The sequence below is a fragment of the Methylomonas sp. DH-1 genome (genome assembly GCF_046097555.1).
GTDB classification, from domain to species: Bacteria; Pseudomonadota; Gammaproteobacteria; order Methylococcales; family Methylomonadaceae; genus Methylomonas; species Methylomonas koyamae.
The window spans coordinates 4,089,521-4,106,529 of record NZ_CP143089.1 but is presented as its reverse complement, the minus strand read 5'-3'; the positions used below and the strand labels follow the sequence as shown (position 1 = coordinate 4,106,529).

Sequence of the window (17,009 nt, the reverse complement as noted above, 5' to 3'; positions counted from 1 at the left end):
TAGATTTCGGACGGTATCGGTAACATTTTGAAGAGGGTAAGCTCTTGAAAGATTTAATGAATTTCTTAAAGCGTCAAGGCCGTACAGACGATTTTGACACTATACGCATTGGTTTGGCTTCTCCGGACATGATTCGCTCATGGTCTTACGGTGAGGTAAAAAAACCTGAGACGATCAATTACCGGACCTTCAAGCCCGAGCGGGACGGTTTGTTCTGCGCAAAAATTTTCGGTCCGATTAGCGATTACGAGTGCTTATGCGGTAAATACAAGCGTTTGAAACACCGGGGCGTAATCTGTGAAAAATGCGGCGTCGAAGTGACCCTGTCCAAAGTCCGGCGCGAGCGTATGGGCCATATCGATTTGGCCAGCCCGGTGGCGCATATTTGGTTCTTGAAGTCTTTGCCGTCGCGGATCGCGCTGTTGCTGGATATGACTTTGCGCTCGATCGAGCGCGTGCTCTATTTCGAAACATTTGTCGTGGTCGATCCCGGCATGTCGCCGCTGGAGAAAGGCCAGTTATTGACCGACGAAGAATATTTGAACGCGGTCGAAGAGCACGGCGACGATTTCGTCGCGAAAATGGGGGCGGAGGCCATTTACGATTTGTTGAAGTCGATCGATTTGAAAGACGAAATCAACAAGTTGCGCGAAGAGATCAATTCGACCAATTCCGACACCAAAATCAAGAAATTTTCCAAACGCTTGAAGGTGATCGATTCCTTGTTGGCATCGAATAATCGTCCGGAATGGATGATCATGACTGTGCTGCCGGTATTGCCGCCGGAATTACGTCCGTTGGTGCCGTTGGATGGTGGTCGTTTCGCGACGTCCGATTTGAACGATTTATACCGCCGCGTGATCAACCGCAATAACCGTTTAACGCGGTTGTTGGATTTGAACGCGCCGGACATTATCGTGCGTAACGAAAAGCGGATGTTGCAGGAAGCGGTAGATGCCTTATTGGACAACGGCCGTCGCGGCCGGGCCATTACCGGGAGTAACCGCCGGCCTTTGAAATCCCTGGCAGACATGATCAAGGGTAAACAAGGCCGTTTCCGTCAAAACCTGCTAGGGAAAAGGGTGGATTACTCCGGCCGTTCCGTAATCGTGGTGGGTCCGACCTTGCGTTTGCACCAGTGCGGATTACCGAAAAAAATGGCTTTGGAGCTGTTCAAACCATTTATTTTCAGCAAATTGCAACTGCGCGGTTTGGCGACAACCATCAAAGCGGCCAAAAAAATGGTAGAGCGCGAAGGCGCTGAAGTTTGGGACATCCTCGAAGAAGTAATCCGCGAGCACCCTGTGCTGTTGAACCGTGCGCCGACGTTGCATCGCTTGGGTATTCAAGCGTTTGAGCCGACCTTGATCGAAGGTAAGGCCATCCAGTTGCATCCCTTGGTTTGTAGTGCTTTCAATGCCGACTTCGACGGCGACCAGATGGCGGTTCATATTCCATTGTCTGTGGAAGCGCAGTTGGAAGCCCGTACTTTGATGATGGCGACCAATAACATTCTATCGCCTGCAAACGGCGAGCCGGTGATCAATCCTTCGCAGGACGTGGTTTTGGGACTCTATTACATTAGCCGCGAGAAAATTAACGCGGTTGGCGAAGGTAGCGTCTTCTCCGATGTGTCGGAAGTTATGCTTGCTTTGGATAGCAAAGCCGTCGAATTGCAGACCAAGATTCAGGTTCGCATTACCGAGAAGTTGAAAAACGCACAGGGCGAGTTCGAGACGATAGTCAGCCGGAAACAAACCACTGTTGGCCGCGCCATTATTTGGGGTATTGCGCCGGATGGCATGCCGTACGAGTTGGTCAACGTCGATATGACCAAGAAAAATATCTCGCGTTTGATCAACTACAGCTATCGCTACCTGGGTATCAAAGAGACCGTTATTCTTGCCGACAAGATCATGTATTTGGGCTTTAAATACGCGACTCGAGCCGGCGTATCGTTCGGTATCGAAGACATGGAAATTCCGCTGAAAAAGGCCGACATTATTCGGGCTGCGGACGCCGAAGTTAGCGAGATCCAGAACCAGTACGCATCCGGTTTGGTTACCGACGGCGAACGTTACAACAAAGTTGTCGATATCTGGTCTCGCGCCAACGACCAAGTGGCGAAAGTCATGATGGAAGGCTTGGGGGAAGACGAGGTTGTTAACAAAGCCGGCCAGACCGTCAAACAAAAATCGTTCAACTCCATTTTTATGATGGCCGAGTCTGGAGCGCGGGGCTCCGCGGCTCAAATCCGGCAGTTGGCTGGGATGCGTGGTTTGATGGCTAAGCCGGACGGTTCTATCATCGAAACGCCGATTACGGCGAACTTCCGTGAAGGTCTGGACGTATTGCAATACTTTATTTCCACACACGGTGCCCGTAAAGGTCTTGCCGATACCGCGTTGAAAACTGCGAACTCCGGTTATCTGACTCGGCGCTTAGTTGATGTCGCACAGGATTTGGTTATCGCCGAGTTCGATTGCGGTACCCAAAACGGTTTGACCATGATGCCGATTATCGAAGGCGGAGATGTTGTCGAGCCGCTGGTCGACCGTGTGCTTGGAAGGGTAGCGGCGATCGACGTCACTGAACCTGCCGGCAATAACGTGTTAATACCGGCCGGTACTATGATCGACGAAAACTTGGTCATAGTGCTGGAAGAGAACGGTATCGATAAGATGCTAGTGCGTTCGGTCATCACTTGTGAATCTCGCCATGGCGTATGCGCCAAGTGCTACGGTCGCGATTTGGGTCGTGGCCATTTAGTTAATATTGGCGAGGCTATCGGCGTGGTTGCCGCCCAATCGATCGGCGAACCCGGAACCCAGTTGACCATGCGTACCTTCCACATCGGTGGTGCGGCATCACGGTCGGCTGCGGTCAGTAACGTGCAGGTTAAATCGAGCGGTACGGCAAAACTGAATAACATGAAGACGGTGAAAAACCGGGAAAACAACTTGGTGGCCGTATCCAGATCCGGCGAAGTTGGAGTCATGGACGATTACGGGCGCGAGCGTGAACGCTACAAGATCCCGTACGGTGCAGTATTGTCGGTTGCCGACGGTACGCCGGTCAGCGCTGGCGATATCATTGTTAACTGGGACCCGCACACCCACCCGGTTATTACAGAGGTGGACGGTTTCATTCAGTTGATCGATTTTATGGACGGTATTACCGTGCAGGAGCAGTCGGATGAGGTGACCGGTTTGACTTCACGGGTGGTAACCGATCCTAAGCAAAGAACCTCGGCGGGTAAAGAGCTACGGCCGATGGTACGGCTGATCGATGAACAAGGTGGCCAGATCAATTTGCCGGGTACCGACATACCCGCGCAATACTTTCTGCCGGCCGGCGCTATCGTTGGGGTTAAAGACGGCGGCGAGGTTAAAGTCGGCGACGTATTGGCGAGAATTCCGCAAGAATCCAGTAAAACTCGTGATATTACCGGTGGTCTGCCGCGGGTTGCCGATTTGTTCGAGGCGCGTAAAACCAAGGACCCGGCAATTTTGGCGGAAGCGACCGGTATGGTGTCTTTCGGCAAGGAAACCAAAGGTAAGCAGCGTGTGATCATCACGGATTCCGAGGGGGAGCAATACGAAACGCTGATCCCCAAATGGCGTCACATCACCGTGTTCGAAGGCGAATTCGTCGATAAGGGCGAAACCATCGCCGAGGGCGAGTTGACGCCGCACGATATCCTGCGCTTGCGCGGTATCGAGGAATTGGCTGATTACTTGGTCAAAGAGATTCAAGACGTCTATCGCTTGCAAGGCGTAAAAATCAACGATAAGCATATCGAAGCGATCATCCGCCAAATGCTGAGAAAAGTGGAGATCACTGCGTCGGGCGATACTGATTTTGTCAAAGGCGAGCAGGTCGAACGTACCTTGATTAATGCTGTGAACGACCAAGTCGAAAGAGAAGGGAAAATCCCGGCGAGTTACGATTCGTTGTTATTGGGTATCACCAAAGCATCTCTCGCTACCGAGTCGTTTATTTCGGCGGCGTCTTTCCAAGAAACCACTCGTGTTTTGACAGACGCGGCAGTGCGCGGCATCAGCGATAGTCTGAACGGCCTCAAAGAGAACGTGATCGTAGGTCGTTTGATTCCAGCCGGAACAGGATTGGCCTATCACGAACAGCGCCGGAAAAGACGATCTAACGAGTTTGCTTCAACTTCAGATGCATCAAGTCAGTCGATGGAAGCAGTTGATGTGGAAGAAGCTTTGAAGCAGGCGCTAAACGTTGAATAGCCACAAAAAAGCTTGACCTAGTTACTTGGTAACGGTATCATGCTCTGCTCGAATCGGCCTAGCGGTTTGAGCAGAGTAATGTCGTTTCGGAAAGATATTACTTATTAACATTGCATATTCGGAGTAGTTAAGAATGGCCACGATCAATCAGTTGGTCCGTAAGCCTCGCGCTAAGAAAATAGAGAAAACCAATGTACCCGCATTGGAAGCGTGCCCGCAAAGAAGAGGTGTTTGCACTCGGGTGTACACCACGACGCCAAAGAAGCCTAATTCTGCGTTGCGGAAAGTTGCCAGGGTGCGTCTGACTAACGGCGCAGAGGTGAGTAGTTATATCGGGGGTGAGGGGCATAATCTGCAGGAGCACTCCGTGGTTCTGATTCGTGGTGGCAGGGTAAAGGATTTGCCGGGTGTGCGTTACCACGTGGTAAGGGGCAGCCTTGATACTTCCGGAGTTAAGGATAGAAAGTGCGGTCGCTCGAAATATGGCGCCAAAAGGCCGAAAAAATAAGGGTTAGTAACAAATGTCAAGAAGAAGAGTTGCTGCAAAAAGAATAATCAATCCAGATCCGCGCTTTGGAAGTGATATGCTTTCGAAGTTCATGAATATGATTATGGTGGATGGTAAAAAGTCCGTTGCCGAAAAGATTGTGTATGGTGCGTTGGATGTAATCGAAGGCAAGGGTCATAAGGAATCTTTGGAGTTGGTTTCTAAGGCTCTGGAAAATGTGCAGCCCAGAGTGGAAGTGAAGTCCAGAAGGGTGGGTGGTGCTACTTACCAGGTTCCTGTCGAGGTGCGTCCCGCTCGGAGGTTGGCTTTGTCGATGCGGTGGCTAATAGATGCGGCGCGCAAAAGAAATGAAAGAACGATGGCTGCGAAATTGGCGGGCGAGCTTTTGGATGCTTCTGAGGGGCGTGGTGCGGCCGCGAAAAAACGCGAAGATACGCACAGAATGGCTGAAGCCAACAAAGCGTTTGCGCATTACCGCTGGTAATCCTGCGTAGGTTGTTGTTGTGTCTCGAAAGACGCCTATAGAGCGCTATCGTAATATAGGCATCATGGCTCATATCGATGCAGGGAAGACAACAACAACTGAAAGAATACTTTACTACACCGGCGTCTCTCATAAGATTGGTGAGGTTCATGACGGTGCGGCAACCATGGATTGGATGGAGCAAGAGCAGGAGCGCGGAATTACCATCACATCTGCTGCCACAACCTGCTTTTGGTCAGGGATGGATCGCGCTAACGAGCAGCATAGGATCAATATTATTGATACCCCTGGCCATGTAGATTTTACTATCGAGGTGGAGCGGTCTCTCAGGGTTCTCGATGGTGCTTGTGCGGTGTTTTGTGCGGTTGGAGGGGTTGAGCCGCAATCTGAAACTGTGTGGCGGCAAGCAAATAAATACGCGGTGCCTCGTGTGGTGTTCGTCAATAAGATGGATCGTGTTGGGGCGGACTTTCTAAGGGTAGTTAGTCAGATAAAAAGCCGTTTGGGTGCTTCGGTGGTTCCGATGCAATTGCCGATCGGTTCGGAAGACGCGTTCAAAGGTGTCGCTGATCTTCTGAAAATGAAAGCCATTTATTGGTCCGAAGCTGATATGGGCTTGGAGTTCGTAGAGTCAGAAATTCCCGAAGAGTTGCTGGGCGAGTGTGTCAAATGGCGTGAACACATGCTGGAGGCGGCGGCGGAAGGCTCGGACGCATTGATGGAGAAATACTTGGAGCAAGGAGAGCTCGCAGAATCGGAGATAAAGGCGGGAATAAGGGCGCGGGTGTTGGCTAATGAATTGGTTCCTGCCTTCTGTGGTTCGGCTTTTAAAAATAAAGGGGTCCAATGTTTATTGGATGCCGTAATCGACTATCTTCCTTCTCCAGTCGATATCGGTTCTGTTTCTGGTTTGAATGATGCCGGAGAAAAAATTTTTAGGTATGCCAAGGATGATGAGCCATTTTCGGCCTTGGCATTTAAGATCGCAGCTGACCCGTTTGTAGGTACGCTAACGTTCTTTCGGGTTTATTCGGGTGTGCTTAAGTCCGGCGATACTGCGCTGAACGCGACCAAAAATAAACGCGAGCGCATAGGCCGGATTGTGCAAATGCATGCAAATAGCCGCGTAGAAATAAGTGAAGTTAGGGCTGGGGATATTGCTGCGCTAGTTGGGCTGAAAGAAGTTACAACTGGAGACACGTTCTGCGAGATGGGTTCTCCAGTGTTGTTGGAAAAAATGGAGTTCCCTGAGCCGGTTATTTCGGTAGCGGTCGAGCCCAAGACGAAAGCAGATCAAGACAAGCTAGGCAATGCGCTATCAAAGTTGGCGCAAGAAGATCCCTCCTTTCGCGTGAACTCCGATCCTGAGTCCGGGCAAACGATCATATCCGGGATGGGTGAGTTGCATCTGGAAATCATTGTGGACCGGATGAAAAGAGAATTTGGTGTCGCGGCCAATGTGGGCGCGCCACAAGTTGCTTACCGGGAGACGGTAACGAAAGCCGTAGAAAGCGAAGGTAAATTTATTAGGCAGACTGGCGGCAAAGGGCAATATGGTCATGTCTGGTTGCGCATCGAACCAAAGGAGCTTGGTTCCGGTTACGAGTTTGTCAATGAAATAGTTGGAGGAGTTGTTCCTAAGGAATACATACCGGCTATCGATAAAGGGGTTCAAGAGCAAATGGAAAACGGTGTATTAGCCGGCTTTCCGGTTGTTGATGTAAAGGTTAGTTTATTCGATGGTTCATATCATGATGTCGATTCGAATGAAATGGCTTTCAAAATAGCAGGATCTATGAGCTTTAGGGATGGAGCAAAGGCTGCGTGTCCGGTATTGCTGGAGCCGATTATGAAGGTTGAGGTCGTTACTCCCGAAGAATATATGGGGGATGTGGTTGGTGACATAAATCGGCGTAGGGGGCTGATTCACGGAGTGGATGATGTGCCCGCGGGCAAGGTAGTTCAGTGTGAGGTCCCGCTAGCGGAGATGTTCGGTTACGCTACCGATCTTCGTTCGGCCACTCAGGGCCGAGCTACTTATAATATGCAGTTTGAAAAATATAACGAAGCACCTGCAAATATTGCGGAAGCGATTATTAGAAAAGTATCTTAAGTTTTTTAAATATCAGGTATTGAATCATGGCTAAAGAAAAATTTGAAAGAAAGAAACCGCACGTAAACGTAGGAACGATTGGCCACGTTGACCACGGCAAAACCACGCTGACAGCGGCTTTGACCAAAGTGATGGCTGAACTGCAAGGCGGCGAAGCAAAAGCATTCGATCAAATCGACAACGCACCCGAAGAGCGCGCTCGCGGCATCACCATTTCAACTTCGCACGTTGAATACGAGTCAGCCAACCGCCATTACGCTCACGTTGACTGCCCGGGTCACGCCGACTACGTCAAAAACATGATTACCGGTGCGGCTCAAATGGACGGCGCTATTCTGGTTTGCTCCGCTGCAGACGGCCCGATGCCGCAAACTCGTGAGCACATCCTGTTGTCTCGCCAAGTAGGTGTACCTTACATCGTCGTGTTCCTGAACAAAGCCGATATGGTTGACGATGCTGAGTTGATCGAACTGGTTGAGATGGAAATCCGTGAATTGTTGAATCAGTACGAATTCCCGGGCGACGACACCCCAATCATTGTTGGTTCAGCGTTGAAGGCACTGGAAGGCGAGCAAAGCGAAATCGGTGTCCAATCGGTTGTTAAACTGGTTGAGGCGCTGGACAGTTACATCCCAGAGCCGCAGCGTGCGGTCGACGGCAAATTCCTGATGCCGATCGAAGACGTATTCTCCATTTCCGGTCGCGGTACCGTGGTAACCGGACGTGTTGAGCGCGGCATCATTAAGGTTGGTGAAGAGGTCGAAATCGTCGGTATTCGCGATACCCAAAAAACCACCTGCACCGGTGTCGAAATGTTCCGCAAATTGCTGGACCAAGGTCAAGCCGGTGACAACGTCGGTATCCTGTTGCGTGGTACTAAACGTGACGATGTTGAGCGGGGTCAAGTATTGGCGCACGTAAACAGCATCAAGCCGCACTCCCATTTCAAAGCGGAAATTTACGTATTGTCGAAAGAAGAGGGTGGTCGTCACACCCCATTCTTCAACGGCTACCGTCCTCAGTTCTACTTCAGAACGACCGACGTAACCGGTGCGGTTGAGCTGCCTGAAGGCGTAGAAATGGTAATGCCGGGCGACAACATCTCCGTCACCGTTAAATTGATTTCACCGATCGCGATGGAAGACGGCTTGCGCTTCGCGATCCGCGAAGGTGGTCGTACCGTAGGTGCGGGTGTTGTGGCTTCTATTGTCGAGTAATTAAATATGGCAAACCAAACTATCAGAATCCAATTGAAAGCCTTCGATCACAAACTGATCGATCAGTCGGCAGGAGAGATAGTAGAGACAGCAAAGCGAACCGGGGCTCAAGTTAAAGGCCCGATTCCTTTGCCTACTAGAAAAGAGCGCTTTACCGTATTGATCTCGCCTCACGTCAACAAAGACGCACGCGACCAATACGAATTGAGAACTTATAAACGGTTGTTGGACATTGTCGAACCTACCGATAAGACCGTTGACGCCTTGATGAAGCTTGATCTGGCGGCTGGGGTTGATGTTCAAATTAAGCTGAAATAACGAGAAGTTATAGATTAGAGGGATTGGCAGATGTCAATAGGTCTTATTGGTCGTAAATGTGGTATGACCAGAATATTTTGCGAAGATGGTTCTTCGGTACCGGTAACCGTGCTTCATGTCGACTCTAACCGGGTCATACAAGTAAAGAACTTGGAAAATGACGGTTATCGCGCAATCCAAGTGGCCGCCGGTGACGTAAAGTCTTCTAAGGTCAATAAAGCGATGGCGGGCCACTATGCTTCTGCCAACGTCACTGCAGGTAGAGGGTTGTGGGAATTTAGGTTAGGCGAAGACGAGGGTGTCGAGTTAGCGCCTGGCTCAGAGCTCAACGTTAATCTGTTTTCGGCTGGCCAAATTGTCGATGTTGCTGGTACTTCTATCGGTAAAGGATTCGCCGGTACGGTTAAACGACACAACTTTAGAACTCAGGACGCAACGCACGGTAACTCTCGTTCTCACAGGGTTCCGGGTTCAAGCGGTATGAACCAAACACCGGGCCGGGTATTTAAAGGCAAAAAGATGTGCGGGCATATGGGGGCGGCTAAGACCACCGTGCAGAATCTTAAGATTCATGCTATCGACATCGAGCGGAATTTAATCCTCGTCAGAGGTGCCGTGCCGGGCGCGAAAGGTGGTGATGTAGTTATCACCCCGGCGGTAAAAATGATTAATAAAGGTTAATTTATGGCATTACAAATACCTGCAATCAACGGCGGCGGTTCGTCACAGGCACTTGAAGTGTCAGAAGCCGTATTCGGCCAAGCATTTAACGAAACGTTAATCCATCAGCTTGTAACCAAATATTTGTCAGCTGCAAGGGCGGGCACGAAGGCACATAAGAACCGGTCCGCGGTAAGTGGTGGTGGATTGAAGCCATTTAGGCAGAAAGGCACTGGCCGCGCTCGCGCTGGTACAACAAGAAGCCCGATCTGGCGTACTGGTGGTGTGACTTTCGCTGCGCAGCCAAGATCATTCGATCAGAAGCTGAACAAAAAAATGTATAAGGCGGGGATCCGCTCAATATTCTCCGAATTATTGAGACAAGGCCGAATTGCTGTATGCAACGACATCATTCCTGAGAGTCCAAAAACGAAAGAGTTCTTGGCAAAGATCAAAGGCATAGAGGCTAAGCGGTTGTTGGTTGTTGCGGATGACTTGAATGAGAATTTAATTTTGGCTGCAAGAAATTTGCCGTACGTCGCTGTGGTTACCCCGACAAGCGTTGATCCGGTGTCGTTGGTGGCGGCAGATCAGGTGATAGCGACCGCTACTGCACTGAAGCAAATCGAGGAGCGTTTGGCATGAGCGATCAGAAGGTAAAATTAGCTAATATTTTGTACGCACCGATAATTTCTGAAAAGAGTTCTAACACTGCGGATCAAAATAACCAATTCGTATTTAAAGTACAAAAAACAGCAACTAAGCTGCAAATCAAAAAAGCGGTTGAGTTGATGTTCGGCGTGAAAGTGGAGTCGGTTCGCGTGCTAAATGTTAAGGGAAAGATTAAGCGATTCGGACGCGCATTGGGTAAACGCTCAGACTGGAAAAAAGCATATGTGAAATTGCAGTCGGGCCATAACATCGAACTTGCAACAGCATAACTTTTAAGGCAAATAGGAGCGGTAGAAGAGCATGGCTATTCTAAAATCAAAGCCGACATCTCCAGGTTCTCGGTTTGTAGTGCGTGTACAAAATAATGATTTGCATAAGGGTAAGCCATTTGCACAACTACTAGAAAAAAAGAGCAATACCGGTGGTCGCAATAATTTGGGTCGGATTACAACGCGCCACATCGGCGGCGGCCACAAGAAGTTTTATCGAATCATCGATTTTAAGCGCGATAAAACAGACATTCCAGCAATCGTCGAGCGCATAGAGTACGATCCAAACAGAACTGCGAATATCGCGTTGGTTTTGTTTAGGGATGGGGAGCGTCGATACATAATTGCACCCAAAGGCATCGAAATCGGGCAAGAGATATTGAGTTCCGAAACCACACCTGTCAAGGTAGGTAACTGCATGCCTCTGCGTAATATGCCATTAGGTACGACTTTGCATTGCGTAGAGCTAAAACCTGGTAAAGGTGCGCAAATAGCAAGAAGTGCCGGTACATCGGTGCAGTTGGTTGCTAAAGATGGCGCATACGTTACTGTGAGATTGCGGTCCGGCGAAATGAGAAAAGTGCCTTCTGACTGCAAGGGTGTCGTCGGCGAGGTTTCAAACTCAGAGCATAACTTGGTTTCGTTGGGCAAGGCTGGTGCCAAGAGATGGCGTGGCGTCAGGCCTACTGTGCGAGGTGTTGCTATGAACCCGGTAGACCATCCGCACGGTGGTGGTGAAGGTAGAACATCCGGCGGTCGACATCCTGTGTCTCCCTGGGGTACTCCTACTAAGGGTTATAAAACCAGAAAAAATAAACGTACTGACAACATGATTGTCAGACGCCGTAAGCAAAAATAAGAGGTATCTGACGTGCCACGTTCAATTAAAAAAGGTCCATTTATTGATCATCACTTGCTGAAGAAAGTTGAAGAAGCGGTGAGAACAAATAATAGGAAACCGATTAAAACCTGGTCTAGACGGTCGATGATCAGTCCCGATATGCTGGGCTTGACTATTGCGGTTCATAATGGCAAGCAACACGTACCGGTATTGATTTCTGAGAATATGGTCGGTCATAAATTGGGTGAGTTCTCGCCGACGAGAACTTATAAAGGCCATATCGCTGACAAAAAATCGAGATAAGGAGTGAATGTGGAAGTATCGGCAAAATTGAGTAATGCTCCGTTGTCGGCGCAAAAAGCCCGGTTGGTGGGTGACCAGATTAGAGGGTTGCCTGTTGAAAACGCTTTGAATGTCTTGAATTTCAGCTCTAAAAAAGCTGCTGCGATTTTTAAGAAAGTACTTGAGTCAGCTATCGCCAACGCTGAGCACAACGAAAATGCAGACGTCGACGAATTGAGGGTGTCCACCGTTTTCGTTAACGAGGGCCGTACTATGAAGCGGATCTCAGCTCGAGCAAAGGGGCGTGCGAATCATATTTTGAAAAGAACTTGCCATATAACAATCAAAGTAGCAGAGAAATAGAGGTATAAGATGGGACAAAAGGTTCATCCCACTGGGATTCGTCTCGGGATCGTTAAAGATTGGACTTCGAGATGGTATGCAAATAGCCAGAATTACCCTGTGCTTCTGCTGCAAGATTTGAAAGTTCGGGAATATATTAAGCAGAAATTAGCGCACGCCTCGGTGAGTCGTGTCCAGATCAATCGTCCGGCCAATAACGCAAATATCACTGTTCATACGGCTCGTCCGGGTATTGTTATCGGCAAAAAAGGCGAGGACATAGATATATTGCGCCAGAATATTTCGGCAATGATGGGTGTTCCTGTCCAGTTAAATGTGGAAGAAATCCGGAAGCCAGAGTTGGATGCCTACTTGGTTGCCGAGAGCATCGCTCAGCAACTAGAGAAACGCATTATGTATCGTCGCGCTATGAAGCGGGCTGTAACTAATACAATGAGGCTGGGTGCCGAAGGAATCAAGATCACAGTGGCCGGACGTTTGAACGGTGCTGAGATTGCTCGGACCGAATGGTACCGTGAAGGTCGCGTGCCGCTTCACACCTTGCGTGCAGATATAGATTACGGTACGGCTGAGGCAAAAACTACTTACGGTATCATCGGTATCAAAGTTTGGATATTCAAAGGCGAGGTTTTCGATATGGATGCGCATACCGCTTCGCTCAATGCCGAATCAAAAAAATAAGTTGAAGGGGAATAGATAAAATGCTTCAACCAAAAAGAACCAAGTTCCGCAAACAACACACTGGGCGAAACAACGGAACCGCGTTGCGAGGGTCGTCTGTTAGCTTCGGAGAGTACGGTTTGAAATCGATAAGTCGTGGTAGAATGACCGCCCGACAAATTGAGGCGGCCCGTCGAGCTATTAGTCGGCATGTCAAACGGGGCGGAAAAATTTGGATCCGTATTTTTCCTGACAAGCCAATCACTAAAAAGCCTTTAGAAGTTCGTATGGGTAAAGGCAAAGGTAGTGTAGAATACTGGGTTGCTCAAATTAAGCCTGGAACCATGCTGTTCGAGATAGAAGGTGTATCCGAAGAGTTGGCAAGAGAGGCGTTTGAGCTCGCGGCCGCCAAGCTGCCAGTAAAAACAACGTTTTCTGCTCGGACGATAATGTAATGAAAGCAATAGAATTGAGAAGTAAAAGTAAGGATGAATTAAGCCAAACTTTGTTGGAATTGTCTCGTGAGCAATTTAATCTTCGGATGCAGAAGGGCACAGGCCAACTTGCTAAGCCTAGTCAAGTAAAGGCGGTCAGAAAAGACATAGCCCGTATTAATACTATCTTGAGTGAATTGGCAAGGGCTTGGTCATGAGTGAAAATATAGAAAGTGTGCGTAAAGTTACAGGCCGAGTGGTCAGTAACAAAATGGACAAAACCGCTTCCGTATTAGTGGAAAGGCTGGTCAAGCATCCTGTGTACGGCAAATACATTAAACGCTCAACTAAGTTGCTGGTTCACGACGAGAATAATGTATGTCAGGAAGGTGATATTGTCGCAATTGCCTCATGCAGGCCAATTTCAAAAAACAAATCATTCAAGTTGCTGGAAGTTATAGAGACTTCTAACAAGTAATTTATATTTTTAGTTGGGAATTTAAAATGATTCAGATGCAAACTAGCCTTGACGTCGCCGACAACAGTGGCGCAAAAAAGGTCATGTGTATCAAAGTTCTTGGGGGATCGCACCGCCGTTATGCCGGCATAGGCGACATTATCAAAGTAAGTGTAAAAGACGCAATGCCTCGTACTCGTGTTAAAAAGGGTGACGTCTACAACGCTTTGGTAGTGAGAACAAAAAGGGGTGTTCGTAGGGCCGACGGCTCTGTTATCCGCTTCGACGGAAATGCGGCGGTCATTTTAAATAACCAGCTTCAACCAATCGGTACGCGTATTTTTGGGCCAGTTACACGAGAGCTGAGAGGTGATAAGTTTATGAAAATCATCTCATTAGCCCCAGAAGTACTATAGCGGAGTACCGAGTATGCAAAAAATTAAGCAAGGCGACGAAGTTATCGTTTGTGTAGGAAAGGAAAAAGGCAAGCTAGGGCGGATTTCAAAAGTACTGGAGAACGACCGAGTTTTGGTGGAAGGTGTTAATTTGGTAAAAAAACACCAAAGAGGCAATCCTAATCTTGGTATTTCCGGTGGGATTGTTGATAAAAACATGCCTATTCACGTTTCAAACATAGCTATATTCAACCCGAAAACCAAGAAGGCCGATCGAGTGGGTTTCAGGCTTGAAGCTGATGGTAAGAAAGTTAGATTTTTTAAATCTACCAAAGACGCTATCGGAGATTGAGGAATAAGCTATGTCCAGATTAGAAAAGAAATATAAAGAAGAAATAGTTCCGGCTCTGATAAATCAGTTCGGCTATAAGACCGTAATGCAAGTGCCAAAGCTGACAAAAATCACGCTTAACATGGGTGTCGGTGGTGCGGTCGCCGACAAGAAAGTTCTCCAGTCAGCGGTTTCCGATATGGAAAAAATATCGGGACAAAAAGCAGTTATCACGTTAGCTCGTAAATCTATAGCTGGTTTTAAGATTCGTGACGACATGCCTATTGGCTGCAAGGTAACGTTACGAAGCGATAGAATGTATGAGTTTTTGGATAGGCTCATCACTATTTCAATACCTCGAATTCGCGATTTCAGGGGGATGAGTTCCAAGAGTTTTGACGGAAGGGGAAACTATTCCGTCGGAATCAAGGAGCAAATTATATTTCCGGAAATCGATTACGACAAAATAGACGCTCTTCGTGGGATGGATATTTGTATTACTACGACAGCGAAAACCGATGAAGAAGGTTTGGCGTTGTTGAAGCTGTTCAATTTTCCATTTAAAAACTAAGGGTGTCCAGATGGCAAAAAAATCTATGATTGCACGCGAAACCAAACGTGCAGGTTTAATCAAAAAATACGAAAGTAAAAGAAATGCGCTGAAAGAAGTCATTCGTTCGCCGGGTGCTTCTTTTGAAGAAAAGGAGGCCGCGCAGATTCAGTTGCAGAAATTACCCAGAGACTCCAGCAAATCCAGATTACGTAATCGTTGTAAGCTCACCGGGCGGCCGCACGGATACTACAGAAAATTTGGTTTGAGCAGAAATAAGCTAAGAGAAGCGACAATGCGAGGCGATGTGCCCGGATTGTCGAAAGCTAGCTGGTAACCATCGTTACGTTCAGGTTGTTGGGGAATAAAAAATGAGTATGACAGATCCGATAGCAGACATGTTGACCAGAATCAGAAATGGTCAGTCTGCGGGTAAAAAGAATGTGAAAATGCCTTCTTCTAAATTAAAGCTCGCGATTGCGAAAGTTCTGAAAGAAGAAGGTTACATCAGCGATTACAAGACCGAAATAACAGGTAGTCACACTGAGATGACTATCGAGCTTAAGTACTACAACGGCGTGCCGGTTATCGAGAGTGTTAAGCGGGTTAGTCGGCCAGGTTTGAGGATATATAAGTCAAAGGATGAGTTGCCTAAGGTGCTCGGCGGCCTCGGTATCGCAATCGTATCAACTTCAAACGGCGTAATGACGGATCGCGCGGCTCGGGCAATTGGGCACGGCGGCGAAGTTATTTGTACCGTTTGCTAAGAAAGTTCAAGGATATATCATGTCACGAGTAGCTAACGCGCCGATTGTCTTACCGGCGGGCGTAGATATCAAAGTAGTAGGCAAACAAACGGTCGTCAAAGGAAAGCTTGGTGAGCTTTCTTTCCAGTTGTCTCCGTCAGTTGATCTGGAAGTCTCAGATAATGTAATCAGCGTTAAATGGGATGATTCGGTAAAAGGTGCAAAAGCTCATGCCGGAACCGCTCGAGCATCGATCAACAACATGGTCAAGGGTGTGTCTGAAGGCTTTGTAAAAAAGATGCTGTTAGTTGGCGTCGGTTACAGAGCACAAGTCAAAGAGAATCAATTGACTTTGTCTTTAGGGTATTCCAATCCAGTCGAATATACGGTTCCCGAGGGTGTCACTGTAGAGGCGCCTTCACAAACAGAGCTTTTGGTTAAGAGTAGCGACAAGCAGAAATTGGGTCAGGTGGCTTCAGAAATTCGAGCGTTTCGGCCGCCAGAGCCTTACAAAGGCAAAGGTGTCAGGCTCGCTGATGAATACGTGGCTCGAAAAGAAGCCAAGAAAAAATAGGTAGCATAAATGGATAAGAAATCTTCCAGGCTGAAGCGAGCACTCAAGCTGCGCTGCAAGATCAAAAAGTTGAATGTCAATCGGTTGACCATACATCGTACGTCCCAACACATTTATGCCCAAGTGCTAAGTGCGGACGGTAAGCTAACAGTGGCTTCCGCTTCGACTGTGCTTGCCGATATAAAGGCTAAAGTAAAGAATACCAGTAACGTCGATGCAGCTACTGAGGTAGGTAAGCTTATTGCGGAAAGAGCGATAGCAGCAGGTGTCCAACAAGTCGCGTTTGATCGGTCAGGTTTTAAATATCACGGTCGCGTGAAAGCATTGGCAGATGCTGCTCGCGAAGCCGGATTGAAGTTTTAGGGGAAAAATATGGCAACAGCACCATCTCAAGGTAGCGCTGACGGGCTGCAAGAGAAATTAGTATCCGTTCGTCGCGTGGCGAAAGTTGTGAAAGGCGGTAGGGTATTTGGTTTTGCCGCGCTTACAGTAGTAGGCGATGGCGACGGGCGCGTCGGTTACGGCGTGTCAAAAGCGAGAGAAGTTCCTGTCGCTATACAGAAGTCTTTAGAGCAAGCGCGTAAAAATATGAGAAAGGTTGCTCTCAAGGATGGGACCTTGCAATACTCGATAATGTCGAATACTGGTGCCGCCAAAGTGTATATGCAGCCTGCATCTGATGGTACTGGTATCATCGCTGGCGGTGCTATGAGGGCGGTTTTTGAAGTAGTCGGTGTTCATAATGTATTAGCCAAATGTATCGGAACCAGTAACCCTATTAACGTTGTTAGAGCAACTATCAATGGCCTAACTGCGATGCAAGACGCCAAGAGAATTGCGGCTAAGCGCGGTTTGACTGTAGAACAAATTACAGGATAA

24 protein-coding genes are annotated in these 17,009 nt (G+C 48.3%); all 24 read left to right on the top strand.

Going from position 1 to position 17,009, the window contains the following annotated elements:
* The first annotated feature begins 44 nt into the window (after positions 1–44).
* The 24 genes from rpoC (at position 45) to rpsE (ending at position 17,009) form a co-directional block, all read left to right on the top strand.
* Positions 45–4,256, top strand: a complete 4,212-nt coding sequence (gene rpoC, locus VXJ35_RS18785) for a DNA-directed RNA polymerase subunit beta' (protein WP_310750062.1) — start codon at positions 45–47, stop codon at positions 4,254–4,256.
* 133 nt (positions 4,257–4,389) lie between these two features.
* Positions 4,390–4,764: a 30S ribosomal protein S12 gene (gene rpsL, locus VXJ35_RS18780; RefSeq protein ID WP_013820393.1), complete on the top strand. Its 375-nt coding sequence runs from the start codon at positions 4,390–4,392 to the stop codon at positions 4,762–4,764.
* Positions 4,765–4,777: 13 nt separating this feature from the next.
* On the top strand, positions 4,778–5,248 hold the full coding sequence (rpsG, locus tag VXJ35_RS18775; RefSeq protein ID WP_054763028.1) for a 30S ribosomal protein S7: 471 nt from the start codon (positions 4,778–4,780) through the stop codon (positions 5,246–5,248).
* 19 nt (positions 5,249–5,267) lie between these two features.
* Entirely contained in the window at positions 5,268–7,361 is a 2,094-nt protein-coding gene (gene fusA, locus VXJ35_RS18770; RefSeq protein ID WP_064022733.1) for an elongation factor G, read from the top strand.
* 26 nt (positions 7,362–7,387) lie between these two features.
* Positions 7,388–8,578, top strand: coding sequence for an elongation factor Tu (tuf, locus tag VXJ35_RS18765; protein ID WP_064022732.1), 1,191 nt, complete (start codon positions 7,388–7,390; stop codon positions 8,576–8,578).
* Between the two features lie 6 nt (positions 8,579–8,584).
* Positions 8,585–8,896, top strand: coding sequence for a 30S ribosomal protein S10 (rpsJ, locus tag VXJ35_RS18760; RefSeq protein ID WP_020484801.1), 312 nt, complete (start codon positions 8,585–8,587; stop codon positions 8,894–8,896).
* A 30-nt stretch (positions 8,897–8,926) separates the two neighbouring features.
* Entirely contained in the window at positions 8,927–9,577 is a 651-nt protein-coding gene (gene rplC / locus VXJ35_RS18755) for a 50S ribosomal protein L3 (protein ID WP_064022731.1), read from the top strand.
* A 3-nt stretch (positions 9,578–9,580) separates the two neighbouring features.
* On the top strand, positions 9,581–10,201 hold the full coding sequence (gene rplD / locus VXJ35_RS18750; RefSeq protein ID WP_064022730.1) for a 50S ribosomal protein L4: 621 nt from the start codon (positions 9,581–9,583) through the stop codon (positions 10,199–10,201).
* Positions 10,198–10,497, top strand: coding sequence for a 50S ribosomal protein L23 (rplW, locus tag VXJ35_RS18745; RefSeq protein WP_064022729.1), 300 nt, complete (start codon positions 10,198–10,200; stop codon positions 10,495–10,497). The genes rplD and rplW overlap by 4 nt, the downstream gene beginning before the upstream one ends.
* A 31-nt stretch (positions 10,498–10,528) precedes the next feature.
* Positions 10,529–11,356: a 50S ribosomal protein L2 gene (rplB, locus tag VXJ35_RS18740; protein WP_054759255.1), complete on the top strand. Its 828-nt coding sequence runs from the start codon at positions 10,529–10,531 to the stop codon at positions 11,354–11,356.
* Between the two features lie 12 nt (positions 11,357–11,368).
* The gene (gene rpsS, locus VXJ35_RS18735; protein WP_064042135.1) at positions 11,369–11,641 is read left to right on the top strand and encodes a 30S ribosomal protein S19; all 273 of its coding nucleotides are present in this window, start codon (positions 11,369–11,371) and stop codon (positions 11,639–11,641) included.
* Between the two features lie 9 nt (positions 11,642–11,650).
* Complete coding sequence (gene rplV / locus VXJ35_RS18730) at positions 11,651–11,983, top strand: 50S ribosomal protein L22 (protein ID WP_054759341.1); 333 nt, start codon at positions 11,651–11,653, stop codon at positions 11,981–11,983.
* A 9-nt stretch (positions 11,984–11,992) separates the two neighbouring features.
* Complete coding sequence (gene rpsC, locus VXJ35_RS18725) at positions 11,993–12,664, top strand: 30S ribosomal protein S3 (protein ID WP_054759257.1); 672 nt, start codon at positions 11,993–11,995, stop codon at positions 12,662–12,664.
* Between the two features lie 20 nt (positions 12,665–12,684).
* Positions 12,685–13,098, top strand: a complete 414-nt coding sequence (gene rplP, locus VXJ35_RS18720; RefSeq protein ID WP_026602118.1) for a 50S ribosomal protein L16 — start codon at positions 12,685–12,687, stop codon at positions 13,096–13,098.
* Positions 13,098–13,295 carry a 50S ribosomal protein L29 gene (gene rpmC, locus VXJ35_RS18715; RefSeq protein WP_064022728.1) on the top strand — a complete coding sequence of 66 codons (198 nt, stop codon included), beginning with the start codon at positions 13,098–13,100 and terminating at the stop codon, positions 13,293–13,295. The genes rplP and rpmC overlap by 1 nt, the downstream gene beginning before the upstream one ends.
* On the top strand, positions 13,292–13,555 hold the full coding sequence (rpsQ, locus tag VXJ35_RS18710; RefSeq protein WP_064022727.1) for a 30S ribosomal protein S17: 264 nt from the start codon (positions 13,292–13,294) through the stop codon (positions 13,553–13,555). Before rpmC ends, rpsQ begins: the two co-directional genes overlap by 4 nt.
* A 26-nt stretch (positions 13,556–13,581) precedes the next feature.
* Positions 13,582–13,950, top strand: coding sequence for a 50S ribosomal protein L14 (gene rplN / locus VXJ35_RS18705; RefSeq protein WP_054759259.1), 369 nt, complete (start codon positions 13,582–13,584; stop codon positions 13,948–13,950).
* A gap of 13 nt (positions 13,951–13,963) precedes the next feature.
* A complete protein-coding gene (gene rplX, locus VXJ35_RS18700; protein ID WP_064022726.1) occupies positions 13,964–14,281 on the top strand; it encodes a 50S ribosomal protein L24 in 318 nt (105 codons plus the stop codon).
* 10 nt (positions 14,282–14,291) lie between these two features.
* Positions 14,292–14,831, top strand: coding sequence for a 50S ribosomal protein L5 (gene rplE, locus VXJ35_RS18695; protein WP_054759263.1), 540 nt, complete (start codon positions 14,292–14,294; stop codon positions 14,829–14,831).
* Positions 14,832–14,841: 10 nt separating this feature from the next.
* Positions 14,842–15,147: a 30S ribosomal protein S14 gene (gene rpsN / locus VXJ35_RS18690; RefSeq protein ID WP_082880998.1), complete on the top strand. Its 306-nt coding sequence runs from the start codon at positions 14,842–14,844 to the stop codon at positions 15,145–15,147.
* Positions 15,148–15,181: 34 nt separating this feature from the next.
* Entirely contained in the window at positions 15,182–15,577 is a 396-nt protein-coding gene (gene rpsH, locus VXJ35_RS18685) for a 30S ribosomal protein S8 (RefSeq protein ID WP_054759265.1), read from the top strand.
* A gap of 19 nt (positions 15,578–15,596) precedes the next feature.
* Entirely contained in the window at positions 15,597–16,130 is a 534-nt protein-coding gene (rplF, locus tag VXJ35_RS18680) for a 50S ribosomal protein L6 (protein ID WP_064023594.1), read from the top strand.
* A 9-nt stretch (positions 16,131–16,139) separates the two neighbouring features.
* Positions 16,140–16,493, top strand: coding sequence for a 50S ribosomal protein L18 (gene rplR / locus VXJ35_RS18675; RefSeq protein ID WP_064022725.1), 354 nt, complete (start codon positions 16,140–16,142; stop codon positions 16,491–16,493).
* Between the two features lie 9 nt (positions 16,494–16,502).
* Positions 16,503–17,009, top strand: a complete 507-nt coding sequence (gene rpsE, locus VXJ35_RS18670) for a 30S ribosomal protein S5 (RefSeq protein ID WP_054759269.1) — start codon at positions 16,503–16,505, stop codon at positions 17,007–17,009.